22 protein-coding genes are annotated in these 24481 nt (G+C 30.8%); 11 read left to right on the top strand and 11 right to left on the bottom strand.

From position 1 onward, the window contains the following. Positions 1–145: 145 nt before the first annotated feature. Together Q4487_RS01550 and Q4487_RS01555 are read right to left on the bottom strand one after the other, a co-directional pair. The gene (locus Q4487_RS01550) at positions 146–601 is read right to left on the bottom strand and encodes a thioredoxin family protein (RefSeq protein ID WP_303542625.1); all 456 of its coding nucleotides are present in this window, start codon (positions 599–601) and stop codon (positions 146–148) included. A 41-nt stretch (positions 602–642) separates the two neighbouring features. Then, on the bottom strand, positions 643–969 hold the full coding sequence (locus Q4487_RS01555; RefSeq protein ID WP_303542627.1) for a YbaB/EbfC family nucleoid-associated protein: 327 nt from the start codon (positions 967–969) through the stop codon (positions 643–645). 69 nt (positions 970–1038) lie between these two features. Between Q4487_RS01555 and Q4487_RS01560 the strand changes: the two genes are divergently transcribed. The 3 genes from Q4487_RS01560 to Q4487_RS01570 all read left to right on the top strand — a co-directional run bounded on the left by Q4487_RS01560 (position 1039) and on the right by Q4487_RS01570 (position 5675). After that, a complete protein-coding gene (locus Q4487_RS01560) occupies positions 1039–3177 on the top strand; it encodes a S9 family peptidase (protein ID WP_303542629.1) in 2139 nt (712 codons plus the stop codon). A gap of 74 nt (positions 3178–3251) precedes the next feature. After that, positions 3252–4292, top strand: coding sequence for a PLP-dependent cysteine synthase family protein (locus Q4487_RS01565; RefSeq protein ID WP_100896161.1), 1041 nt, complete (start codon positions 3252–3254; stop codon positions 4290–4292). Between the two features lie 123 nt (positions 4293–4415). After that, positions 4416–5675, top strand: coding sequence for an aminotransferase class I/II-fold pyridoxal phosphate-dependent enzyme (locus tag Q4487_RS01570; RefSeq protein WP_100896160.1), 1260 nt, complete (start codon positions 4416–4418; stop codon positions 5673–5675). Between the two features lie 57 nt (positions 5676–5732). Here Q4487_RS01570 and Q4487_RS01575 read toward each other — a convergent pair whose 3' ends face one another. Together Q4487_RS01575 and Q4487_RS01580 are read right to left on the bottom strand one after the other, a co-directional pair. Next, positions 5733–6851, bottom strand: a complete 1119-nt coding sequence (locus tag Q4487_RS01575; RefSeq protein ID WP_303542633.1) for a GTP cyclohydrolase — start codon at positions 6849–6851, stop codon at positions 5733–5735. Between the two features lie 84 nt (positions 6852–6935). Next, a complete protein-coding gene (locus Q4487_RS01580) occupies positions 6936–7958 on the bottom strand; it encodes a transporter (RefSeq protein ID WP_303542635.1) in 1023 nt (340 codons plus the stop codon). 104 nt (positions 7959–8062) lie between these two features. Between Q4487_RS01580 and Q4487_RS01585 the strand changes: the two genes are divergently transcribed. The 4 genes from Q4487_RS01585 to Q4487_RS01600 all read left to right on the top strand — a co-directional run bounded on the left by Q4487_RS01585 (position 8063) and on the right by Q4487_RS01600 (position 13613). Continuing rightward, positions 8063–8329, top strand: a complete 267-nt coding sequence (locus tag Q4487_RS01585; RefSeq protein WP_100896157.1) for a DUF4834 family protein — start codon at positions 8063–8065, stop codon at positions 8327–8329. 109 nt (positions 8330–8438) lie between these two features. Next, on the top strand, positions 8439–10874 hold the full coding sequence (locus Q4487_RS01590; RefSeq protein WP_303542638.1) for a YfhO family protein: 2436 nt from the start codon (positions 8439–8441) through the stop codon (positions 10872–10874). Next, complete coding sequence (locus Q4487_RS01595) at positions 10874–12160, top strand: glycosyltransferase family 4 protein (protein WP_303542640.1); 1287 nt, start codon at positions 10874–10876, stop codon at positions 12158–12160. The genes Q4487_RS01590 and Q4487_RS01595 overlap by 1 nt, the downstream gene beginning before the upstream one ends. Beyond that, the gene (locus tag Q4487_RS01600) at positions 12144–13613 is read left to right on the top strand and encodes a lipopolysaccharide biosynthesis protein (RefSeq protein ID WP_303542642.1); all 1470 of its coding nucleotides are present in this window, start codon (positions 12144–12146) and stop codon (positions 13611–13613) included. Before Q4487_RS01595 ends, Q4487_RS01600 begins: the two co-directional genes overlap by 17 nt. Positions 13614–13675: 62 nt before the next feature. Here the strand turns inward: Q4487_RS01600 and Q4487_RS01605 are convergent, their stop codons facing one another. Both Q4487_RS01605 and uvrA read right to left on the bottom strand, forming a co-directional pair. Beyond that, positions 13676–14884, bottom strand: coding sequence for a hypothetical protein (locus Q4487_RS01605; RefSeq protein ID WP_303542644.1), 1209 nt, complete (start codon positions 14882–14884; stop codon positions 13676–13678). Positions 14885–15001: 117 nt separating this feature from the next. Next, positions 15002–17779: an excinuclease ABC subunit UvrA gene (uvrA, locus tag Q4487_RS01610; RefSeq protein ID WP_303542646.1), complete on the bottom strand. Its 2778-nt coding sequence runs from the start codon at positions 17777–17779 to the stop codon at positions 15002–15004. A gap of 255 nt (positions 17780–18034) precedes the next feature. Here uvrA and Q4487_RS01615 point away from each other — a divergent pair, with 255 nt between their 5' ends. Continuing rightward, positions 18035–18616: an RNA polymerase sigma factor gene (locus tag Q4487_RS01615; RefSeq protein WP_077405619.1), complete on the top strand. Its 582-nt coding sequence runs from the start codon at positions 18035–18037 to the stop codon at positions 18614–18616. Positions 18617–18841: 225 nt separating this feature from the next. Here Q4487_RS01615 and nth read toward each other — a convergent pair whose 3' ends face one another. Further along, positions 18842–19504 carry an endonuclease III gene (gene nth, locus Q4487_RS01620; RefSeq protein WP_100896151.1) on the bottom strand — a complete coding sequence of 221 codons (663 nt, stop codon included), beginning with the start codon at positions 19502–19504 and terminating at the stop codon, positions 18842–18844. 52 nt (positions 19505–19556) lie between these two features. Between nth and bcp the strand changes: the two genes are divergently transcribed. Then, positions 19557–20009 (top strand): thioredoxin-dependent thiol peroxidase, encoded by a 453-nt coding sequence (bcp, locus tag Q4487_RS01625; RefSeq protein ID WP_303542651.1) that lies wholly within the window; start codon positions 19557–19559, stop codon positions 20007–20009. Between the two features lie 42 nt (positions 20010–20051). Here bcp and Q4487_RS01630 read toward each other — a convergent pair whose 3' ends face one another. Further along, positions 20052–21497 carry a nicotinate-nucleotide adenylyltransferase gene (locus tag Q4487_RS01630; RefSeq protein ID WP_100896149.1) on the bottom strand — a complete coding sequence of 482 codons (1446 nt, stop codon included), beginning with the start codon at positions 21495–21497 and terminating at the stop codon, positions 20052–20054. Positions 21498–21586: 89 nt separating this feature from the next. On the opposite strand from Q4487_RS01630, the gene Q4487_RS01635 reads away from it, so the two are divergent. Further along, entirely contained in the window at positions 21587–22354 is a 768-nt protein-coding gene (locus Q4487_RS01635) for an MBL fold metallo-hydrolase (protein ID WP_232732631.1), read from the top strand. An 11-nt stretch (positions 22355–22365) separates the two neighbouring features. Continuing rightward, the gene (locus Q4487_RS01640; protein ID WP_303542656.1) at positions 22366–22878 is read left to right on the top strand and encodes a hydrolase; all 513 of its coding nucleotides are present in this window, start codon (positions 22366–22368) and stop codon (positions 22876–22878) included. Between the two features lie 67 nt (positions 22879–22945). Here Q4487_RS01640 and Q4487_RS01645 read toward each other — a convergent pair whose 3' ends face one another. From Q4487_RS01645 to Q4487_RS01655, 3 genes are all read right to left on the bottom strand, one after another. Beyond that, a complete protein-coding gene (locus tag Q4487_RS01645; protein WP_303542658.1) occupies positions 22946–23605 on the bottom strand; it encodes an alpha/beta hydrolase in 660 nt (219 codons plus the stop codon). Between the two features lies 1 nt (position 23606). Then, a complete protein-coding gene (locus tag Q4487_RS01650; RefSeq protein WP_100896145.1) occupies positions 23607–23930 on the bottom strand; it encodes a hypothetical protein in 324 nt (107 codons plus the stop codon). Positions 23931–24017: 87 nt separating this feature from the next. Then, on the bottom strand, positions 24018–24440 hold the full coding sequence (locus tag Q4487_RS01655) for a hypothetical protein (protein WP_303542660.1): 423 nt from the start codon (positions 24438–24440) through the stop codon (positions 24018–24020). Positions 24441–24481: the final 41 nt, after the last annotated feature.

The following is a 24481-nucleotide window of genomic DNA, read 5'->3' on the forward strand; positions in this document are numbered from 1 at the left end:
TACATTAACTAATGTGTAAGCTTTATATTTAGTATTAAAGTATTTAAGTGTTAGTCTAATATATAAAACAGGCTTATTTTGATCTATAAAAAAAGCCTTCAAAATTAATTGAAGGCTTTAATTTGCTTTTTTTATATAAGGATTTTTAATCCATATATTTTTTTAAAAACTTAATGTGGTGTTGTACTTCACCGTTCATACTATAGCCGTGTAAAGCTCCTTTTTCCCTACCTTTACTATCCAGTACTTTTAAATTAGGAAAAACTCCTTTTTTATTATATTTAGCCATTAAATCCATATTGTGTTTCAATTGCTTTTCTGTAAGTAAATCGTTATTTCTAGGAATATCTATATAAAGCAGCTCGTAGTGCTTTGCAATTTCTTTAAATTCTTCAGTTGCAAACAAATCTTTTTTAAGCATTTTGCAAGGTCCACACCAATCACTACCAGTAAAATAAAGTATAATGTTTTTATCTCCTTTTTTGGCTTTTTTAATAACCGTTTCGTAATCTGTGCTCCATTCTACATCTCCAATAACTTTGTTGGTTGAAGTTGTTCCAAATAGTAATGGAAAAATTAAGGCAATTAATAAGTGTTTCATTTGTGTCTTTTTTTATATTCTTGCAAAAAACCTGCCAGTTTTTATTTAAATAACGAATCCATTCCTGGAATATTGGGTAAACCATCTTTTGCAGCAGCGGCCAGCTCGGTTTCATTAACCTTTGTTGCTCTTTCTATAGCTTTATTTAATGTTATAATTAGGTAATCTTCAAGTTGTTCTTTGTCATTTAAAAGACTTTTATCTATCTCTATACTTTTTATAGTTCTATTAGCTGTTATAGTTACTTTAATTGCTTCATCAGTAGACTTTTCATCAATTAATACAGTGTTTAAGCGTTGTTTTGTTTCTTCAACTTTTTGCTGGGTTTCTTTCAATTTACCCATCATTCCCATCATATCTCCAAACATAATTTTTCTTTATTATAGTTAATATGTTTCAAAATTACTAAATTGTTAGTCAATCAATCTTAAAAAAAAATGAAAGTCATAAAAAAATGCATAGTTCTGTTAGTTAGTATTATTTTTGCTGCTTCATGTCAAAATAAAGATAAGCCTATGGCTACTATTAAAATTCCTGTTGCAAAAAAAGAACCAAAAGAACTGTCTAAACACAATGATGTTAGAGTGGATGATTACTATTGGTTAAATAACAGAGAAGATAAAGAAGTAATTGCATACTTAGAGGAAGAAAATGCTTACTATAATACATTAACAGCGCATACCAAAGATTTTCAGAAAGAGCTCTTTGCTGAAATGAAAGGTCGTATAAAAGAAGATGATTCTTCTGTACCTTATAAATTGAATGGTTATTGGTATGGTACTAGGTATGAAGTTGGAAAAGAGTATCCAATATATTCTAGACGAAAAGGAGCTGAAACAGCAGATGAAGAAATTATTTTTAATTGTAATGACTTAGCTAAGGATAAAGACTATTTTAGCTTAAATGGTATTGCAATTAGTCCTGATAACACATTGGCTGCATTTGGTGTAGACACTATTTCTAGAAGAGAATATACCATTAGAATAAAAAACTTAGAAACGGGTGAAATTTATGATGATGTTATAGAAAAAACAACAGGTAGTAGTGTTTGGGCTGCAGATAATTTAACTTTATTTTACACTAAAAAAGATCCAGTTACTTTAAGATCTGATAAAATATACAAGCATAGGTTGGGTACACCAGCATCTAAAGATGAGTTGGTATATCATGAACAAGATGAAACTTTTAACACCTATATATACAAAACAAAATCTAAAAAGTTTATAGTTATAGGCTCATCTAGTACCTTAACATCTGAATATAGGTTTATAAAAACAGAGGAGCCAGATTCAGAATTTAAAATATTTTCACCAAGGGAAAGAGGTTTAGAGTATTCTATAGCTCATTACGGGGACAAGTTTTTTATACTTACCAATAAAGATAATGCCTTTAATTTTAAATTGATGACTTGTAGTGATTCTGCTACGGCATCTGAAAATTGGTCAGAGTTTATTTCACATAGAGAAGATGTATTACTTGAAGATTTAGATATTTTTAAGGACTATTACGTTTTGTCTGAAAGAGAAAACGGTTTAAATAAACTAAAAATAGTACGTTGGGATACTAATAATGGGTATTACTTACCATTTGAAGATGAAACTTACACGTGTTATGTTGGTACAAATCCAGATTTTGACACTAAAATACTAAGGTATGGGTACAACTCTTTAACTACGCCAAGTTCTGTTATAGATTTTGATATGGAAACAAAATCTAAGGAAATAAAAAAAGAGCAAGAAGTTTTAGGTGGTAAGTTTAATAAAGATAATTATAAGTCCGAACGTATTTGGGCAACAGCCAGAGATGGAGTAAAAGTGCCTATGTCTGTTGTATACCATAAAGATACTAAGTTAGATGGTTCTAGCCCTGTATTACAATACGCTTACGGCTCTTATGGGCATACTATAGATCCTTATTTTTCTACAGTGCGTTTAAGTTTGCTAGATAGAGGTTTTATTTATGTAATAGCGCACATACGTGGTAGTGAGTATTTAGGTAGAAAATGGTACGAGGATGGTAAGTTACTTAGAAAGAGAAATACTTTTACAGATTTTATAGATTGCTCTAAACATTTAATTGATAATAACTACACAAGTAATAAACATTTGTATGCATCAGGAGGTTCTGCAGGTGGTTTACTTATGGGTGCAATAGTTAATATGGCACCAGAACTTTACAATGGTGTTATTGCAAGTGTACCTTTTGTAGACGTAGTAACTACAATGTTAGATGATTCTATACCGCTTACAACAGGTGAATATGATGAATGGGGTAACCCAAATGACAAGGAGTATTATGATTATATGAAATCTTATTCTCCGTATGATAATGTTACGGCCCAAAACTACCCAACAATGTTGGTAACAACAGGTTTGCATGACTCACAGGTACAGTATTGGGAACCAGCTAAATGGGTTGCCAAGCTAAGAAAATATAAAACAGATACTAATTTATTGTTCTTAGATACCAATATGGATGCAGGCCATGGTGGTGCGTCAGGTAGGTTTGAAGCATTAAAAGAAGTAGCAAAAGACTATGCTTTTTTAATAGATTTAGAAGGAAAAATAGCTAAGTAAAAAAAAAAGGCTAAATTTGTCACGTAATTGATAAGCAAACCAACGAAGTCTTATCATTTTATAACCAAATACGCATGGAAAATAAAATTAATGCCTATAACAATGTTTTAGAGTTAATAGGTAACACTCCGTTAATTAAAATTAATAATGTTACTAGCTCCTTTAAAGGAGAATATTACGCTAAAGTAGAGGCTTTTAATCCAGGACATTCTGCTAAAGACAGAATTGCAATTCATATTATTGAAGAAGCAGAACGTAAAGGATTATTACACGAAGACAGTACAATAATAGAAACTACATCTGGTAATACAGGCTTTAGTATAGCAATGGCAAGTATTGTTAAAGGATACAAATGTATACTAGCGGTAAGTTCTAAATCATCTCCAGATAAAATAGACATGTTACGCTCTATGGGTGCGCAAGTTTATGTTTGTCCGGCTCACGTAAGTGCAGATGATCCACGTTCTTATTATGAAGTAGCAAAAAGATTGCATACAGAAACAGAAGGTTCTATTTACATTAATCAGTATTTTAATGAGTTAAACAGAGCTGCACACTATGCATCTACAGGCCCAGAAATTTGGGAGCAAACAAATGGTAATATTACACATTTAGTAGCTTGTAGTGGTACAGGAGGTACAATATCAGGTACTGCAAAGTATTTAAAAGAGCAAAACCCAGATGTAAAAGTTATTGGTGTAGATGCTTTTGGATCTGTACTAAAAAAATATCATGAAACACGTGAGTTTGATGCTAATGAGATTTACCCATACCGAATAGAAGGTTTAGGTAAAAACTTAATTCCAGGAGCCACAGATTTTGATGTAATAGATAAGTTTATTAAAGTTACAGATGAAGAAAGTGCACACACAGCAAGACAAATATCAGGAACAGAAGGTTTGTTTGTTGGGTATACAAGTGGAGCTGCTATGCAAGCTGTAAAACAACTATATGCAGAAGGTGAATTTGATGCCAACAGTAGAGTAGTAGTTATATTTCCAGACCACGGATCTAGATATATGAGTAAAATATATAGTGATGAATGGATGGAAGCTCAAGGTTTTTTAAATGCTGTAGAAACAGAGGAAAAGCCAGAAATTCAATTTGTTAAGTAGAAAACTTAGAATATAAAAAATAAAAAAGCAATGAATTTTAATTCATTGTTTTTTTTTGTTCATAAAAATGTTATGAAACCTTGCTGAAATTCTGTACTTTTGCAGACAGCCAAAATAGCTTAGATGAGAGATTTATTTGATAGAATACTAGCGAACAAAGGACCATTAGGAAAATGGGCATCGCAAGCAGAGGGATATTTTGTTTTCCCTAAATTAGAAGGAACTATTTCTAACAGAATGAAGTTTCAAGGGAAAGAAGTAATTACATGGAGTGTTAATGATTATTTAGGATTAGCAAACCACCCAGAAGTGCGTAAAGTAGACGCACAGGCAGCAGCTGATTACGGTTCTGCATACCCAATGGGTGCACGTATGATGTCTGGACACACAGACTTACACGAACAATTACAGAATGAGTTAGCGGCATTTGTAAACAAAGAGTCAGCTTACTTATTAAACTTTGGTTACCAAGGTATGGTGTCTACTATAGACGCTTTGGTATCTAAGGATGATATTATAGTTTATGATGTAGATTCTCATGCTTGTATTATAGACGGTGTACGTTTGCATATGGGTAAGCGTTTTACTTATAAGCACAACGATGTAGAGAGTTTAGAAAAGAACTTAGAGCGTGCTACAAAAATGGCAGAGCAAACTGGTGGAGGTATTTTAGTTATCTCTGAAGGTGTTTTTGGTATGCGTGGCGAGCAAGGAAAACTAAAAGAAATAGTAGCACTTAAGAAAAAGTATAACTTTAGATTTTTAGTTGATGATGCTCATGGTTTTGGTACTTTAGGTAAAACTGGTGCTGGTGCAGGTGAAGAGCAGGGCGTACAAGATGATATTGATGTTTACTTTGCAACATTTGCTAAATCTTTGGCTAGTACTGGAGCTTTTATTGCTGCAGATAAAGAAATTATAGATTACTTAAAATACAACTTACGTTCTCAAATGTTTGCAAAATCTTTGCAAATGCAATTGGTTGTAGGTGCACTTAAACGTTTAGATATGCTTAGGACTATGCCAGAGTTAAAAAATAAACTTTGGGAAAATGTAAATGCATTACAAACGGGATTAAAAGATCGTGGTTTTGATATTGGTACAACAACAAGTTGTGTAACTCCAGTATTTTTAAATGGTAGTATACCAGAAGCTATGGCATTGGTAAGAGACTTAAGAGAAAATTATGGTATTTTCTGCTCTATAGTAGTTTACCCAGTAATTCCAAAAGGACTTATTTTATTAAGAATGATACCTACAACTTCTCATACACTAGAAGATGTAAACGAAACACTTAATGCTTTTGATGCAATACGTGAGCGTTTAACTAACGGTACATACAAAAGATTATCTGCCGCTGTTGCAGCTGCAATGGGAGAGTAAAAATCTTTTATTACATATAGTAAAAAACCCAAGCTGCTAGCTTGGGTTTTTTAGTTTTTATAAGTTTTTACGGTATGTTCTACGTCTTCTAAATATTTTAGGATCAAAATTCTTCCAAATTTGCCTAATTGCTGTATTTTCTTCTAATTCTGGAGTTCGTATACAGTTTTCTATATTTTTAGCTTTAAAGGTCTTGTAGCATTCATTAAAAAGAATAGCTGTAACACCTTTGTTTTGGTAATCTGGATGCACGCCTATCAAATAGAAAATAACATCTTTACTGTGTTTTTTTGCTTGTAACAAATGGTATGCACCAAAAGGAAATAACTTTCCTTTAGATTTTTGTAAAGCTTTAGAAAATGATGGCATAACTATAGAAAAAGCTACTAAGTTATCATCTTTATCAACTACAAATTTTATATACTCTGGGTTTATAAAGCTTATGTATTTATTTTTAAAATGCTCTTTTTGTATGTCGTTTATAGGTACAAATGAAGATAAAGAAGCATAAGACTCATTAAAAAGGTCAAACATTTTGTCTGCTAAAGGCATTACATCTTTAGTTTTTGTAAAGTTTAGCTCTCTTAAGTTATATCTCTTTTTTATTAAGGCTTGTATCCTTTCAAAAAACTCTGGTTTAGCATTTGCAAATGGAAACTTATTTTCTAAATATTCTTTTTCTTTTTTAAAGTCTAAACGCTCATAGTGGTTTACATAGTAAGGGTGGTTATACCAAGTTATCATATTACCAATATGCTCATAACCTTCTGTAACAACACCAACTTTGTCTAGGTTAGAAAAACCAACAGGCCCTTCCATATACTCTAAGTTGTGTTCTTTTCCTATTTCTTCAACCTTTTGTAGTAACGCTTCAGATACGTTTGTGTCATCAACAAAATCAAACCAACCAAAACGCATTTTTTTTACTTTTTGCTGATTTATTTCTATCCAGTTAATAATAGCGGCAACTCTACCTACAAGTTTAGGTCCGTCATAAGCTAACAGAAACCAAGCTTCTGCATCTTTAAATACAGGATTTTTATCTTTATTAAAAGAGTCTAATTCATCACTTATAATAGGAGGTACCCAGTACGGAGAATCTTTATATATACTAAATGGAAATTTTACAAATTTTTTTAAATCTGCTTTCGTTTTAGCTTCAACAATAGTAATCATATTCTAATATCTTTTTGCTACATCAATATTAGGGATATTAATTAATAAGAGAAAGTTTGTACTTATAAAAATTATAGGATTGGATTAAAAATCTATAGGTTCTTCATTTTTAGATTTCTTTTTTGTACTTTTTTTAGATTTTGCATCTCTTTTGGCTTGCTTTCTTTTCTTTTTAAGATCTTTTTTTCTAATTTTTCCGTCTTTGGTGGTTGCATTTTGATCTTCAATTGCAATTTCTTTATCCTTGTGGTTGTCTATTCTATAAGAGAATCCGGCAGCAAAAAATAAACGTGTAGGTGTATCTTTTATATTAGCTCCTAAGTGCATATCTACTTGCATATTTTCATCAATTAAATAAGCAGTACCGCCTCTAAAAACAACATCAGAATACCTATCACTTTTAATTCCTTGGTTTTCGGCAAAAACACTCCATTTAGGGTTTCTAAAAGCATGAGATAAAGAAACAATATAGCTCCACTCAGGAAAATCTGTACCAATACGGTCATAAGCTACATTTGTAATAAGTACAAATTTAGGAGATAATCTACTTTGTGTTGCAATCATACCTCTTGGAGAAATAGTGGCTTCACCCGGATAATAAGGATTGTCGCCTAAAACAAAATTAGCACCTGCATATACAGATATTGCTGGTATTAGATTCTTTAACTGAAAAGTATTGTTGGCTTTCCAGCTATATAAATTGGGTTTTCTTCTTTCTTCACTCTTGTAGGGGTCAAAAATTAAATATTTTAGCCCTATTCTGTTTCTTTTAAAGTCTGTATATTTTTGATCAGGGAATCCAATGGTAGAATAAGTTCTATTTTCATTAGTATATGTGCCCTCGTAAATAATTTCTAATTCTTCAAAAAACAAACCATATCTAAGGGCTAAATCTATGCCAAGTAATTTAGAGTCTGTTTGCAAAGTGTTGTGACTTTGTTTTTCATAAGACATTCCTGTTTCGGCTTGTATTACCCCAGTACCAATAGAATATGCGCTTACAGATTGTCCTGGTCTGTTAGAGTTTATAACGTCTGTGTATTGTGATATTCCTAAAAAAGGAAGTGTAAAAAGAAATAAAGAGAATATATTTTTTAATTTTTTCATACCTATGAGCTTACCTAAATGTCACTTTTATTATTATTTTAAGAGATATAATCTTTATATACAACGGTAGAATTGTATTTTTGATATAAATTTTTACAACAATTATGGATTTTTTAATAGCTATTCTCGTAATTATTACGGTTTATTACCTGCTAAAGTTTTTAGTGCGCTTATATGCACCAAAAATGATGAACTATGCAGCTAAAAAAACAGAGGAACATTTAAAGAAAAAATTTGAACAATTTTCTCAAAACCCTAATCAAGGTAATCCTAATACAACACAGTCTTCTGCTTCAAAAAAGAAAACAAAATTTAAATCTAACCCATCAAAAAAAGTAGGGGAGTATATAGATTTTGAAGAAGTAGAATAGTCCTAATAAATAACAACCAACCTTTAATGAGTTTAGTATTTGGGCAATTAAAAAATGCTTATTTTGCTAAACTATTGTGTGATAATTTAAATACAACACTAACAACATAATGAAAATCAATTTTAAATCAATTTTAATAAACTTTTTTGTTCTTATTTTATTTGTAGTTGCTTCTTTGGCATATTTTACTCCTGTTTTACAAGGTAAAAAAATATTTCAGTCTGATATTGCTCAATATACAGGAATGGCAAAAGAACAAAATAACTTTAGAGAAAAAACAAATACAGAACCATATTGGACAAATAGTGCTTTTGGCGGAATGCCTACCTACCAATTAGGAGCTAATTATCCGCATAATTACATTAAAAAATTAGATAAGCTAATTAGGTTTTTACCTAGACCCGCAGATTATTTGTTTTTATACTTCTTAGGTTTTTACATTCTTTTATGTTGCCTAAAGGTAGATTATAGATTAGCAGCTATTGGCGCATTAGCTTTTGGTTTTAGTACCTATCTAATAATTATTTTAGGGGTTGGACACAATGCAAAAGCACACGCACTGGGGTATATACCAATGTTATTAGGTGGTATTGTTTTAATGTTTAGAAAAAAATATATTTTAGGTTTTATACTTACAGCATTTGCAATGGCTTTAGAGGTTAATGCAAACCACTACCAAATGACCTATTATTTTATGTTGCTTATATTAATTTTGGGTATTATTTACTTAATATATGCAATTAAAGAAAAACAGTTAAAACATTATTTTACTTCTGTTGGTTTATTGTTAGTAGCTGTACTTATTGGCGTTGCTACAAATGCCACTAATTTAATGGCAACAAAAGAATACTCTGATTGGAGTACTAGAGGAAAATCTAATTTAACTATAAATAATGATGGGTCTCCTAGAGAAAGTACAGGAGGTTTAGATAAAGAATATATTACGCAATATAGTTACGGAATAGCAGAATCTTTAAACATTTTTGTGCCAAGGTTATTTGGAGGCTCTAACTCAGAGAATTTAGGAACAGATTCTAAAGCATATGAATTTCTAATTCGTAAGGGATTGCCAAGAAAACAAGCATTAGATTTTGCAGAAGGCTTACCCTTGTATTGGGGAGACCAACCCGGAGTTTCTGGAGCTGCTTATGTTGGTGCGGTCTTATTTTTCTTGTTTGTTTTAGGATTATTTATTGTAAAAGGTAAAGTAAAATGGTGGCTTTTAGCAGGCGTAATAATGTCTTTACTACTTTCTTGGGGTAAAAACTTTAGTGGTTTAACCAATTTTATGATAGATAATTTTCCTTTATATGATAAGTTTAGGGCAGTTTCATCTATACAAGTAGTATTAGAATTATGTATTCCTTTGCTTGGTATTTTAGCTTTAATGACTTTATTTAAGGAGAAAGAAAACAGAGCTAAATACAACAAATCATTACTAATAAGCGCGGGATTAGTTTTAGGAACATTAATACTATTATTTTTAGTTAAAGGAACCTTTACTTTTGATGCTTTAAGTGATGATACTTATAGAAAATATTTTGGTGATGAAGTTTTAACTATGATAAAACTAGACCGCCAAGAAGTATATACTAGTGATGTGTTACGTTCTTTAATTTATGTATTACTTGCAGCTGTAACCATATCTTTATTTATACATAAAAGACTTAAGTTAAACATATTTGTAATAGTAATAGGAATATTAATTTTAGCAGATTTAGTACCTGTTGCAAAAAGGTATGTTACAGAGGATGATTTTGTTAGTGCTAGACAAATGGAACAACCATTTCCGTTAACAACTACAAATAAGCAAATTAATCAAGATACATCTGTGTACCGCGTTTACAACCCAAAAGAAGGTTTAAATGGTGCAAGCACATCTTATTACCACAACTCTATTGGTGGTTACCACGGCGCTAAGCCGGCTACTATGCAAGATTTATTTGATTTTCATATTTATAAAAATAACGTTAGGGTTTTAAGTATGCTTAACGTAAAATATGTAATTCAGGAAGATGAAGAAGGACGATCTTACCCAGCTGTAAACCCTAATGCTATGGGTAATGCTTGGTTTGTTCAGAATTTAAGAAAGGTAACTTCTTCTAATGATGAAATAATGGCTTTAGATAGTTTAAATATAAAGACTGATGCTGTTGTAAATACGTCAGAATTTCCGTTGTTAACTAAGTTTTCATTTGCAAAAGATTCTACAGCTACTATTAATTTAGATAAGTATGAGCCTAACCATTTAACGTATACAGCAACAACACAAAATGAAGCTTTAGCTGTGTTTTCGGAAATGTATTATAAAAATGGTTGGAACGCTTATATTGATGGGAAAAGTTCTCCATATTTTAAAGTAAATTATACGCTTAGAGCATTACAGATACCAGCAGGTAAACATAAAATTGAATTTAAGTTTGAACCAGAAGTGGTTAAAAACGGAAGTAAAATTGCATTAGCTAGTAATATTCTTTTAGCTTTAATAGTTATTGGAGGTATTATTTTTAGTTTTAAAAAAACAACTAAAAAGGAAGATGCATAATGCAGAAGGTGCTAATTATTGCTTATTATTGGCCACCGGCAGGTGGTCCTGGTGTGCAGCGCTGGCTTAAATTTGTTACATACTTAAGGGATTTTAATATAGAGCCTGTAGTTTATGTGCCAGAAAATCCTAGTTACCCAATTGTAGATACTTCATTTGTAAATGAAATTCCAGATGGCATTAAAATTTACAAACATAAAATAAATGAACCTTATGGTTGGGCTAGCTTTTTATCAAAAAATAAAACAAAGAAAATTAGTTCAGGTCTAATACAGAGTAAAAATCAATCTGTAATAGAAAAAATTTTGCTTTGGGTTCGTGGTAATTTTTTTATACCTGATGCTCGTAAAAATTGGGTAAAACCATCTGTTAATTATTTATCTTCAATACTAGTAGAAGAGCAAATAAATACAATAATAACAACAGGACCACCACATAGTGTACATTTAATAGGTTTAAAACTAAAGGATAAATTAGGGGTAAATTGGGTGTCAGACTTTAGAGATCCTTGGACGTCTATTGGGTATCATAAAAAATTAAGGCTAAGCAAATCATCAGCTAAGAAACATAAGTATTTAGAACACTTAGTGCTAAATAGTGCAGATAGTATTATTGTTACAAGTAATACTACTAAAAAGGAGTTTATTGAAATTACAGATAAGCCTGTAGAAGTAATAACTAACGGCTTTGATGGTGCTATTTCTAGTGGTGTAGCCTTAGATGCTATGTTTACTATATCTCATATAGGATCTTTACTAACTGGGCGTAACCCAGAAAATTTGTGGCAAGCATTGTCTGAGTTGTGTAATGAAAACGAAGCGTTTAAAAATAGTTTATCGCTTCAGTTTATTGGTGTTGTAAGTGAAGATGTTTTAGAAACAATTTACAAATACAATTTAAAGTCTTACGTAAATTTAATTGGTTACGTGTCACATACAGAAGCATTGGCATATCAAGAAAAATCTCAGGTATTGTTACTTTCAGAAATAGATTCTGCAGATACAATTGGTATTATTGCAGGCAAGTTGTTTGAGTATATGCGGGCAAAAAGGCCAATTTTAGCAATAGGACCTAAAGGTTGGGAGGTAAGTACCATAATAAAAGAGACAAATACTGGAGTTGCTTTTAATTACAATGATACATCTAATTTAAAAAGTTTACTTTTAGATTGGTTTTATAAATATCAAACAAAAAAATTAAACGTTAATTCTACTAATATTAATACATACAGTAGAAAAGAACGTACAGCTAAATTAGCCAATCATTTATATGGGTATCGTATTTAAACAAACTTTTAACAATACTATTGTAACCTTTGTTGGTTTTGGTATAGGTGCCATTAATACTCTTTTTTTTTATACCAATTTTTTATCTAAAGAAAATTACGGTTTAGTAACCGTTATATTGGCAACTGCTGCGTTATTAATGCCTCTGCTAACGTTTGGTGTACAAAATACACTAGTTAAATTTTATAGTAGTTATAAAGATGGTGAGGAGTCCACTGCTTTTTTAAGCCTTATGCTTTATTTGCCTTTACTTATAATTATACCATTTGCACTGTTTACTTTTTTTGCTACCGATTTTATAGGAGATTTTTTAGCTGAAAAAAATAAAGAAGTAAGAGGTTATGTTTGGTATATTTTTTTAGTAGGCCTTGCTATGTCTTATTTTGAAATTTTTTATTCCTGGGTAAAAGTGCATATGAAATCTGTTTTTGGAAACTTTATGAAAGAAGTTTTTGGTAGGCTTTGTATAGCTATTTTACTTGTATTGGTATATTACAACATAATTGGAGTAGACTTTTTTTTAAAAGCTTTGGTTGGTGTTTACGTACTGCGTTTGCTAATAATGAAACTTTATGCCTTTAGTTTAGAAATGCCTGGTTTTAGTTTTAAGCTTCCAAAAAATTATATTTCAATTGTAAAATACAGTGCACTTATAATACTAGGTGGTTCTGCAGCTGTTATATTATTAGAGATAGATAAATTTATGCTTAACCAGTATGTTGCTATAGAAAATGTTGCTTTTTATGGCGTTTCTGTGTTTATAGCTACTGTAATTACTGTACCGTCTAGAGCTATGCACCAAATTACACATCCGCTTACGGCAAAATTGCTTAACAATAATGACAGGCCAGAGTTACGTAAATTGTATAAAAAATCTTCTTTAACCTTATTTATTATATCAGGAATTATTTTTTTGTTGATAATCTTAAATCTTCAGGAGCTATACAAGCTAATGCCTGTGGCTTATAGAGGAGGAATGTTAGTTGTTTTTTTAATTGGTCTAACAAAAGTTTTAGATGCTCTTTTAGGAAATAGTAATTCTATCCTTTTTAATTCTGACTATTACAGAGCAATTTTAGTAATGGGAGTAATGCTGGCTATTTTAGTTGTGGTCTTAAACTATGTTCTAATTCCTGCTTATGGTTTAGAAGGTGCTGCATGGGCAACATTTATAGCTATAGCAAGTTTTAATGCTGTAAAAATAGGCTATGTGTATTCCAAATTTAAAATGCATCCGTTTAGTTTAGACACTCTTAAGGTGTTGTTACTTTTATGTGTGTTAGGAGGTTTATTTTTCTTTGTTAATTTTAATTTTTATCCTGTAATAAATATTGCTTTAAAAAGTATCATAATTAGTCTTGTTTATATTTTTGTGCTTTATAAACTTAGAGTTTCTGAAGATGTGTACAGCATATTATCACCTTATTTAAAGAAAAAAAGTAAGCAAAAGTAAAGCCCCAGAAGAATAAATTCTCCAAGGGCTTTAACAACTAACAACCTAAAAAACTGTCTTTATTATCTTCTGCTTCTAGTACTAGAGCTAGTTCTACTAGATCTAGAAGGAGTTTTTGCTTTACTTGATGTTCTAGAGCTACTTTTTACTGATGTAGCTCTACTTTTAGAAGAACTACTTCTACTTGGAGTTTTTGTAACTCTTGTAGTGGTTCTAGTAGTACTTCTTGTTGCTCTACTATTTGTACTTTGTGGTCTTCTGTTAACCGTTGTGCTTTTTGTAGTACTTGTTCTATTTGGTGTTTTAGCAACACTTCTAGTTGTTGTACTTCTAGTATTACCAACTCTACTATTTGTTCTGCTTTTAGCAGGAGTTTTATATGTTGTAGATCTAGAAACTGTTCTAGATGTAGTTGGTTTTCTACTACTTGTTCTAGTTACTGTTGTAGACCTTGCAGCTCTATTATTTCTGTTAATAATATTTCTGTCGCTTTTTCTTGAGTTTTGAGCTACGGTTCTAGTGTTTGTTCTTGAAATACCAACAGTTCTGTTGCTTCTTGGTGTAACTCTTTTATCGTTTCTGTACACATTAGCAGACCTATAATTGTTACGTTTGTTATATTTATAAGACTTACCAACTCTTACATAAGATTTTCTATAGTTATTTCTGTAAGGACTATAGTATGTATATCTAGTAGGTGCATAATATCTTCTGTATGGTCTAGATTGTACTAAACAAAAGTTTACTGCTGGTCTATGAAAATAACTATTGTATCTGTTAAATGTATAGTTTCTGTTGTACCTGTTTATATAACCTCTATGGTAGTCATAATAACCTCTAGAGTTATAATATACATACATACCACCTAATCTATGAACTCTATTGTTTCTGTAATTAATGTTTATATCACCAATTTGCTCAACTCTACCGTAATAGTCATAATAAATAGGAACGTTTTCTACTTGTATTACAGCTCCGTAATCATCATACTGTACGTAAGCATTGTAGTTGTAACCTGTGTTAAAGGTAATATTTGCGTTTCTTCCTAAATTTATATTAGCATTTACATTTACTCTATTATCAATAAAGAAATCGAATTCGCCATCAGGGAAAACTGAAAATGTAACTCCGTTCTCTATAAAAGTAAAAGAGTTGTTTTGTAATAAAGTATTGCTGCTTGCAACCTTATTCTCTGTGTTTTCTGTAGTTACAGCCATTGTACTAAAAGTACCTATTAAAAGTGCTGTAAAAAGTAGTACTGATTTTTTCATACTATAAGGTTTTATAAATTCTGAATGTAACTATTTACATTCTGGTATCTATAATACAAACAGCGTGCCAAAAAACAGATTTAAACTGTAACCACTTGTAAATCAGTAAAATTTAAGCTATAGTTTTTCTTGAAGATATTTAGCTGTGAACGATTTTTTACTTTTTGCAATTTGTTCTGGAGTACCAGTAGCTATTAATTGGCCACCTTTAGTACCACCTTCTTGCCCTAAATCTATAATAAAATCTGCACATTTAATTAAATCTATATTGTGTTCTATTACGACAACAGAATGTCCTTTGGCTATAAGAGCATTAAAAGATTTTAATAATTTTTTAATATCATGAAAGTGTAAACCAGTTGTAGGCTCATCAAAAATAAATAAAGACTTGTTAGTTGTTTTACCTTTAATTAAGAACGATGCTAATTTAATACGTTGTGCTTCACCACCAGATAGGGTAGAAGAAGATTGACCTAAAGTAACATAACCCAAACCAACATCTTGCAATGGTTTAAGCTTATTCATTATTTTTGTTTGTTGATGCTCTTCAAAAAATGCAATAGCATCATCAATAGTCATAGTTAAAACATCATCTATATTAGCATCCTGAAACTTAACTTCTAAAACTTCTTTTTTAAATCGTTTACCATTACAAGCATCACATAACAAGTGTACATCTGCCATAAACTGCATTTCTACAGTAATTTCTCCTTCACCTTTACATTTTTCACAGCGACCACCATCTACATTAAAAGAAAAGTGTTTTGCTTGGTAGGCTCTTAGTTTACTTAATTTTTGAGAAGCAAACAATGCTCTAATATCATCGTAAGCCTTTATATAAGTTACAGGATTAGATCTAGAAGACCTACCAATAGGGTTTTGATCTACAAACTCTACATTTTTAATATCCTTATATTCTCCTTCTACAGAAGTAAACTGTCCGGCTTTTTCTCCATAGCCTCCAATTTCTTTTAATATTATAGGATATAGTAGTTTTTTAACTAATGTACTTTTACCACTACCAGATACACCCGTTACAACGGTTAGTATACCTAAAGGAAAAGTAACATCTATATTTTTAAGGTTATTTTCTCTTGCACCATTTATTCTAATAAAATTAGTAAAGTTTCTTCTTTTCTCAGGAACTTTTATCTGTTTAGTACCATTAAGGTAACTAGCTGTTAATGATGTAGATTTTAAAATATCTGCCATTGTACCGTTAGCAACAACCTCGCCACCGTGTGTACCTGCCTCAGGACCTATGTCTATAACTTGGTCTGCAGCATTCATAATATCCTCATCATGTTCTACAACTATAACAGTGTTTCCTAAATCTCTTAAAGATTTTAAAACGTCTATTAAGTTTTCGGTATCTTTTGGGTGTAATCCTATACTTGGCTCATCTAATATATACATAGAACCAACCAAGCTACTACCTAAAGATGTTGCTAGGTTTATGCGCTGGCTCTCGCCACCAGATAATGTATTAGATTTTCGGTTTAGCGTTAAGTAACTTAAACCTACTTTATTTAAAAAGTTAAGTCTTGTTGTAATTTCTACTAAAAGTCGTTTAGCTATTTGTGCATCGTGCTTGTTAAGCTTAAAAGAGTTAAAAAATTCTGTTAGCAACTCTATAGGTAGTTCTACAAGTTCAGATATACATTTATCATTAACCTTTACATAATCTGTCTCTGGACGTAGACGTTTGCCATTACAAGTACTACATTTTGTTTTTCCTCTGTAACGAGATAACATTACTCGGTTTTGTATTTTGTAGCTTTTATCTTCAAGCATTGCAAAAAACTTATTTAGTCCGGTAAAAGATTTATTACCATCCCAAACTAATTGCTTTTGCTCATCGGTTAACTCAAACCAAGGTTTGTGCACAGGAAAATCAAACTTATAAGCCGCAGCTATAAAGTCGTCCTTATATTTACCCATACTTTCTCCTTTCCAAGGAAAAATTGCACCTTCATATACAGATAGTGCTGTATTAGGAACAACCAAGTCTTGGTCTATACCAATAACATCACCATAACCTTCGCAAGTAGGACATGCGCCAAAAGGGTTATTAAAACTAAATAGGTGTACGTTTGGTTCTATAAATTTAATTCCGTCTAGCTCAAACTTATTACTAAAAGGAGTTTGTTTCTCTGTTTCTAGTTCTTCTATAATACAATTACCTTCTCCTTCAAAAAATGCAGTATCTACAGCATTTGCAAGTCTATTATAAAAATCTTCATCATCTTTAGTTATAATTCTATCTACTACTAAAAAGAATTCTCTATCCATTTCTGTAATAGAATCGTCTATACGTATAACTTTACCTTTATGTTTTATTCTAGCATACCCTTGTTTAGAAAACATTTCTAAAGCTTTTAAAGGTTCTCTATCTTCTTTAACTTTAATAGGAGCTAACAATAACAACTTAGTATTGTCGTTAAATTCTTTAATAAAGTTTATTACATCTGTAACGGTATGCTTTTTCACTTGCTTACCAGAAACAGGAGATATGGTTTTACCAATTCTTGCATACAGCAGTTTTAAATAATCATAAATTTCTGTTGTTGTACCAACTGTAGAACGCGGGTTAGTAGAGTTTACTTTTTGTTCTATAGCAATTGCAGGAGCTATACCTTTTATATAATCTACTTTAGGTTTATCTAATTTCCCTAAAAATTGACGTGCATAAGATGATAAACTCTCTACATACCTACGTTGCCCTTCTGCATAAAGCGTGTCAAAAGCAAGGCTAGATTTACCAGAACCAGATAATCCAGTAATAACAACTAATTTATTTCTAGGAATTATCACGTCTATATTTTTGAGGTTGTGCAGTTTAGCACCCTTAATAATAATATTGTGTTTTGGGTCGACGTCTAAAAGTGTATTCATATCCGTAATTAATACTGTAAAGATACAATATGTACCTTTTAATAACCATAAAAGACGCTTTTACATCAAAAATAAGGGTAATCACAACATAGATTTTTTAGGAACCTCTTATTTTATATATATTTGAAGTGTAATTAAACTTATAGGCCTATATAGCGAACATTACTTTTTTAAAAATTATTAAACACTATTAAATGAACTTATTCCCATATAGGGAAGGGGTACGCATTAAATAACCAAAAAAAGTAACTCGAAATGGATCTACAAATTGAAGACTCAGTATTAGTAAAAAAATATATTACAGGAGATGAAAAATCTCTAGAAATATTAATAAATAGACACAACCAAAGAATTAGTAGTTTTATTTACTCTAAAGTATTAGATAGAGACATTACTGAGGATATATTTCAAGATACTTTTATTAAAGTGATAAAAACTTTAAAAAAGGGTTCTTATAGTGAAGAAGGTAAATTTTTACCGTGGGTAATGAGAATTGCACACAATTTAATTATAGATCACTTTAGAAAAAATAAGCGTATGCCAATGTTTGAAGGTAGCGATGATTTTAATATTTTTTCTGTAATAAGTGATGATAAATTAAACGCAGAAAAACAATTAATAAAAAATCAGATCGATTCTGACCTTAAAGTTCTTATTGAAGAATTACCAGAAGATCAAAAAGAAGTTTTATTAATGCGTATCTATAAGGATATGAGTTTTAAAGAAATCTCTGAAAATACAGGAGTTAGCATTAACACTGCATTAGGAAGAATGAGATATGCTTTAATTAATATGAGAAAAATTATAGAAAAACATAATATCGTTTTAACGAATTAATAGGTTTTTAACCTAAGAGTATAATATTTCTAAAATAGTACCGTTATCTTACTATAACAATACTATTTTATATGGAAAAAATTTACTCTAAACAACAAAACAATTCTTGTGGAATGACAACATCGGCAAGCAAAATTCAGTTTTTACTGAATTATTCAAAATCGATGAATGTAATTACATACAAGGAGATGCAATTTGAAAACATTTTGAACTAGAAAAAGAGCCTTAACGGCTCTTTTTTGTTTTATAATATTCTTCAATTACTGTTTTTCTTCCTATCGTTTTTGTAATTATATCATTATCTAGATTCCATCCTCTAGCAGGAGAATAATCTCTACCGTACCAAATAATTTGCAAATGCAGATCGTTCCATAATTCTTTAGGAAATAATCTTTTTGCATCTTTTTCTGTTTGTACTACATTTTTACCATTTGTAAATCCCCATCTATACATTAATCTGTGTATGTGTGTATCTACCGGAAATGCAGGTATACCAAATGCTTGTGACACTACAACACCTGCAGTTTTATGACCTACAGCTGGAAACTTTTCTAAAGATTCCATATCCTTAGGAACTATGCCATTGTGTTTATCTATTAACATTTGTGATAAACCGTGTATTCCTTTAGCCTTCATAGGAGACAAACCAACAGGTTTTATAATTTCTCTAATTTCATCTACGGTTAGTTTTACCATATCATATGGGTTGTCGGCCTTTTTAAACAATAATGGTGTAATTTTATTTACGCGTACATCTGTACTTTGTGCAGACATTAATACTGCAATTAGTAGTGTATACGGATCTTTGTGGTCTAAAGGTACTGGTATTGTTGGGTATAACTCTTTAAGTTTGTCTATTGTAAAAGTAACTTTTTCTGCCTTGGTCATTTTTGATTAGCTTTACTAAAAATTAGAAAAAACGAATTTAAATAAATTACTTATGAATACTTTAAAAGTAGGAGACAAAGTAGCAGATTTTACGTCAAAAGATCAAGATGGTAATGCTGTAAGCTTATCAGATTATAAAGGAAAAAAGTTGATTGTGTTCTTTTATCCAAAAGCAAGTACTCCTGGTTGTACTGCAGAAGCTTGTAATTTAAGAGATAATTATAAAGAATTGCAAGACCAAGGATATGAACTTTTAGGTGTTAGTGCAGATTCTGCAAAAAGACAATCTAACTTTAAAACAAAGTATGAGTTTCCTTTTCCTCTACTAGCAGATGAAGACCATACTGTATTAAATATTTTTGGCGTTTGGGGTACAAAAAAGTTTATGGATAAAGTTTATGACGGTATTCATAGAAAAACATTTATTATAGATGAAAACGGTGTTGTAACCAAAGTAATAGATAAGGTTAAAACAAAAGACCACGCTGCACAAATATTAGAATAATATCATATAAAAAAAGCCACATTTTAAAATGTGGCTTTTTTATTATTTTTTATCTGCCTTACGTACAAATAACTCTTTTCTTTTTATAATTTCTGCAATACCTTCTGGTAGCATTTTCTCCCAGTCTTTATCTCCGTTTGTAATTTTCTTTAAAACATCTCTAGAGAAAATATGTAGTATTTCAGGATCATAATCAAAAATGTCCATTACTTTACCGTTATACTTAAAGAACTTATAAAGTTCTTTCATTCTTGGGTGTACCTTAACGTTGTTACTCGTCATAATCTGACCAGTTTCTTCGTTTTTCATTGGGTATAAGTAAACTTTTAAATCTTTAAAGAATAATTTACCAAAAGCTTCAAGTATACCGCCACTTAAGTGTCTGTAATACTTTTCATCAAAAACCTCTACAAGGTTGTTAACGCCCATTGTTAAACCAATTTTTGCTTTTGTATAATTACTAAAGTACTCTACAAGTCTAAAGTATTCCTGAAATTTAGAGATCATTACTGTATGGCCAAGAGAACATAAAAGTTCTGCTCTGTCCATAAAATCTTGTTCGTCTATTTCTCCACTAGCTTTTAAATTAGCTAAAGTAATTTCAAAAATTACAATGGTTTTATCAGGATTAACTGTTTGTTCGTTCATAAAAATATTATGAGACTTTTCAAACATATCCATATTTACCTTTGTTACGGGTCTATAACTACCACGTAAAGCAAGTATGTTTTTTTTATAAAGTACAGCAGCAGGTAATAAGTTGTTACCATCAGGGCCAAACATAACGGCATCCGTCATATCATTTTTAATTAACTGTAAGCTAATTAACCTATTGTCTACTTTTTCAAAATTTGGACCAGAGAAATTAATCATATCAATTTCTACAGTATCCTTATCTATATGGTCATAAAGATATTTAAGTAATTTTCTTGGTTTATGGTATTTGTAAAAAGCACCATATATAAGGTTAACACCTAAAATACCTAAAGTTTCTTGCTGCAATCTAGCTTCGTTCTGTTTAAAACGAACGTGCATAATAATTTCATCAAATTCTTTTTGGTCTGGATCTAATTGAAAACGAATTCCAATCCATCCGTGCCCCTTGTATTTTTTAGCAAAATCTATAGTGGCAACAGTATTTGCATAGGAGAAAAATAAACGCTCTGGGTGTTTTTCTCTACTAATACGCTCCTCCATTAATCCCATTTCATGAGAAAGCATCGTTTTTAAACGAGCTTGGGTAACATATCTACCATCGTTTTCTACGCCATATATAGCGTCACTAAAATCTTTATCATATGCACTCATTGCTTTAGCAATGGTTCCAGATGCGCCACCAGATCTAAAAAAGTGTCTGGCAGTCTCTTGTCCGGCACCAATTTCTGCAAAAGTACCGTAGATATCAGGATTTAAATTTATTCTTAGTGTTTTGGCTTTAGTAGAAGGAATATTCTCAAAAGCAAAATCTTTTTTTAAGACTGATGACATTCTTTGTTGTTTTTTTACGGTATACAAAGTTAACAAGATAGATTTATCTATTAAATAAATATGTTATAAATTTGATAAAAAAGGCCGAATTGTTAAAAATCACATTTTTGGGTACAGGAACTTCTCAAGGAATACCAGTTATTGGTAGTAAACATCCTGTATGTTTAAGTAAGGATCCAAAGGATAAAAGATTAAGAGTATCTGTTTTAATTTCATGGGATGACTATAACTTTGTAATAGATTGTGGTCCAGATTTTAGGCAGCAAATGTTGCAAAATCCTATACCAAATTTAGATGGTATATTGTTTACTCATGAACACTCAGACCATACTGCGGGTATAGATGACATTAGACCTTTTTTCTTTAGACAAGGAGATATACCAATATACGCAGATAGTCAAGTAATAGAAGCTCTTAAAAAACGCTTTGCTTATATTTTTGCAGATATTAACAGGTATCCAGGTGCTCCGGCAGTAGCTATTCATCAAATTAAAGAGAATACACCTTTTAAAATAGGAAATAAAGTTGCTATACCTATAAAAGCGCTACATAATAGGTTAGAAGTTTTTGGTTTTAGAATAGATGATTTTGTGTATTTAACAGATGTAAAAAGTATCTCTAAAGAAGAAATAGCTAAACTTAAAGATGTAAAGGTGTTGGTTGTAAATGCTTTACGTTTAGAGGCGCATCATTCTCATTTTAATTTAGAAGAAGCATTAGAGTTTATAAATTTAGTAAAGCCAAAAACAGCTTATTTAACACACATAAGTCACTTGTTAGGTTTTCATGAAGAAGTAGAAAAATCTTTGCCAAAAAATGTACATTTGGCATACGATAATTTAACCATAAACATATAGAATAATACCAAATGAAAAAGTATTTATATTTATACCTATTTATTTTTGCAGCATTAATAGCCTTATACCAATTTGTAAGTGCAAATAAAATGATAGATGCTACTAACACAAGATTTGCACAGCTACAGGATAAAATAGAAAACCTAGAAACTGAAAATACTAAGTTAGAAGATTCTATACAACAGGCCACTATAAACCAGTTAGATTTAAAGTATTTTTTACTAGAAAATAATGATGATGCTTTAACTAATTTTGATCATTTAAAGTTAGAAAATCCGGCAAGATATATTGAGGATAAATTGATAGAAACCAACGAATCTAAAGGAGATAACCCATTAGTGCCATATGCTGGTATGGAAGGAAATTTTAAAATAAATAAAATTAAGGTTTTAAACCATAAATGGATTATAGCCGATTTTTCTGATGGCAAATATTGGGGAGAATTACTTATAAAGTATGACCTTAAAGACAATTTAGGAGTAGATTTTACAATGATGGATCATCTTTTGTACAGAAGAGATTAATCTAGCTTACCATATAAAAATAACCCCTGAATGAAAATTCAGGGGTTATTTTTTGACTTTTTTTAAGTTATATTTTAGTAGACAACCATTCTTTAAAAGAATAAAAACCTTGTGGCGCAACACCGTGACCAACAGGATATTCCTCATAAGTACAATCTATACCTAAACCTTTTAAATAATTAGGTGTCTTTTGTGCCCAGCTAACAGGTATTACTTGGTCTACTGTGCCGTGAGAAGCATAAATGTTTAGCTTAGTAGGGTCTTTATCAGTCTTTAATTTGTCTATTAGATTTTCATTGATGTAACCACTTAGTGCAATTACATTTTTTACTTTATCAGGATAAGAAATTGCTGTAGCATAACTTAAAATTGCACCTTGACTAAAGCCTAATAGTGTAACATTATCTTTGTCTAGATGGTAAGCTTTACAAGCTTCATCTATAAAAACAAGTATTTTTTCTATAGATTCTGCGGCTTGTTCATCATCACTCCATTTTCCTTTTTCGGCATCAAAATTTATAGCATACCAAGCATTGCCATATGGCTGCATAGGGTAGGGAGCACGTATAGATATAATACAAAGCTCTTTTTGTAATTCTGTAGCAAAAGAAAAAAGATCTTCTTCATTACTACCGTAACCGTGTAACATAAATAAAACAGGAGTTTTTTCTTGTTCTATAGTTGCTGGTTGTATAATGTGTTCTAATGATAGTGGTGCTGTCGTCATACTAATTTATAAAAGTGAACCATTTTTGAGAAGCTTTTCCTATAAAAGGAATTTCTTGTTTTTTATTGTTTAGCATACCAATAAAACCATAGGTCCATAATACAATATATGATATATATAAACCCATAGAAGCGTAAATACTTAACCATTGGCTAATAAATAATGCAAAACCTACAAAAAATAAATTTAAACCAAAGTTTTGTCTAATATGAAAACGAGCAAACTCATGTTTGTCATCCATATTCATAGTAATTGCAATTAAGGTGCCTACACCTGTAAAGTAAGATACTATTGCGGTAGTTTTTCCTTTAGGTTTTTTATTCATTTTATTTTTTTGTGCAAGGTAAAAATTTTGCAAAAAAAAAGAGGTCTAATTAAGACCTCTTTTTACATTTTTATATGATGCTTATACTTACATAAAAAATAATAAGCTAGAAATAATTTGCCATACTCCTAAAGCAATTGCGGCAATACCTAATTTACCTTGTAAAGGTCTAAGTTTTGCAAGTAAAGCTTCTCCTTTTGCTTTTGCTTCTTCATTTTTAGATAATAAAAGTTTGTTTATCATTCCGTAACCTAAAATAAAACCTAATGCAGCCAATAATGCACTAACAGCTATCCAAGTTATCCAATAAATAGGATAAGTGGTAAGCCACCCAAGGTTTAATATAGAAGAAATAATTCCCCATACCCCCCAAAAACAAAATACTAAACCTATCCAGCCTTGGTAAGGTGTAATTTTGTCTAGAAGTTCTTGTGCATTTGGTTTTTTAGATAGTAATAAAGATGGTGCTGCTAAAATACCTAGTATTATTAGCGTAATTCCGAAAATCATAATTTTGTGGTATTAGTTGGTTAAAAAAGTTGACTAACTTT

Source organism: Cellulophaga sp. 3_MG-2023 (assembly GCF_030546975.1).
GTDB lineage: Bacteria > Bacteroidota > Bacteroidia > Flavobacteriales > Flavobacteriaceae > Cellulophaga.

Coding starts and splice junctions, on each gene's coding strand:
- Q4487_RS01550 (WP_303542625.1), bottom strand. CDS start 601: ATGAAACACTTATTAATTGCCTTAATTTTTCCATTACTATTTGGAACA.
- Q4487_RS01555 (WP_303542627.1), bottom strand. CDS start 969: ATGTTTGGAGATATGATGGGAATGATGGGTAAATTGAAAGAAACCCAG.
- Q4487_RS01560 (WP_303542629.1), top strand. CDS start 1,039: ATGAAAGTCATAAAAAAATGCATAGTTCTGTTAGTTAGTATTATTTTT.
- Q4487_RS01565 (WP_100896161.1), top strand. CDS start 3,252: ATGGAAAATAAAATTAATGCCTATAACAATGTTTTAGAGTTAATAGGT.
- Q4487_RS01570 (WP_100896160.1), top strand. CDS start 4,416: ATGAGAGATTTATTTGATAGAATACTAGCGAACAAAGGACCATTAGGA.
- Q4487_RS01575 (WP_303542633.1), bottom strand. CDS start 6,851: ATGATTACTATTGTTGAAGCTAAAACGAAAGCAGATTTAAAAAAATTT.
- Q4487_RS01580 (WP_303542635.1), bottom strand. CDS start 7,958: ATGAAAAAATTAAAAAATATATTCTCTTTATTTCTTTTTACACTTCCT.
- Q4487_RS01585 (WP_100896157.1), top strand. CDS start 8,063: ATGGATTTTTTAATAGCTATTCTCGTAATTATTACGGTTTATTACCTG.
- Q4487_RS01590 (WP_303542638.1), top strand. CDS start 8,439: ATGAAAATCAATTTTAAATCAATTTTAATAAACTTTTTTGTTCTTATT.
- Q4487_RS01595 (WP_303542640.1), top strand. CDS start 10,874: ATGCAGAAGGTGCTAATTATTGCTTATTATTGGCCACCGGCAGGTGGT.
- Q4487_RS01600 (WP_303542642.1), top strand. CDS start 12,144: ATGGGTATCGTATTTAAACAAACTTTTAACAATACTATTGTAACCTTT.
- Q4487_RS01605 (WP_303542644.1), bottom strand. CDS start 14,884: ATGAAAAAATCAGTACTACTTTTTACAGCACTTTTAATAGGTACTTTT.
- uvrA (WP_303542646.1), bottom strand. CDS start 17,779: ATGAATACACTTTTAGACGTCGACCCAAAACACAATATTATTATTAAG.
- Q4487_RS01615 (WP_077405619.1), top strand. CDS start 18,035: ATGGATCTACAAATTGAAGACTCAGTATTAGTAAAAAAATATATTACA.
- nth (WP_100896151.1), bottom strand. CDS start 19,504: ATGACCAAGGCAGAAAAAGTTACTTTTACAATAGACAAACTTAAAGAG.
- bcp (WP_303542651.1), top strand. CDS start 19,557: ATGAATACTTTAAAAGTAGGAGACAAAGTAGCAGATTTTACGTCAAAA.
- Q4487_RS01630 (WP_100896149.1), bottom strand. CDS start 21,497: ATGTCATCAGTCTTAAAAAAAGATTTTGCTTTTGAGAATATTCCTTCT.
- Q4487_RS01640 (WP_303542656.1), top strand. CDS start 22,366: ATGAAAAAGTATTTATATTTATACCTATTTATTTTTGCAGCATTAATA.
- Q4487_RS01645 (WP_303542658.1), bottom strand. CDS start 23,605: ATGACGACAGCACCACTATCATTAGAACACATTATACAACCAGCAACT.
- Q4487_RS01650 (WP_100896145.1), bottom strand. CDS start 23,930: ATGAATAAAAAACCTAAAGGAAAAACTACCGCAATAGTATCTTACTTT.
- Q4487_RS01655 (WP_303542660.1), bottom strand. CDS start 24,440: ATGATTTTCGGAATTACGCTAATAATACTAGGTATTTTAGCAGCACCA.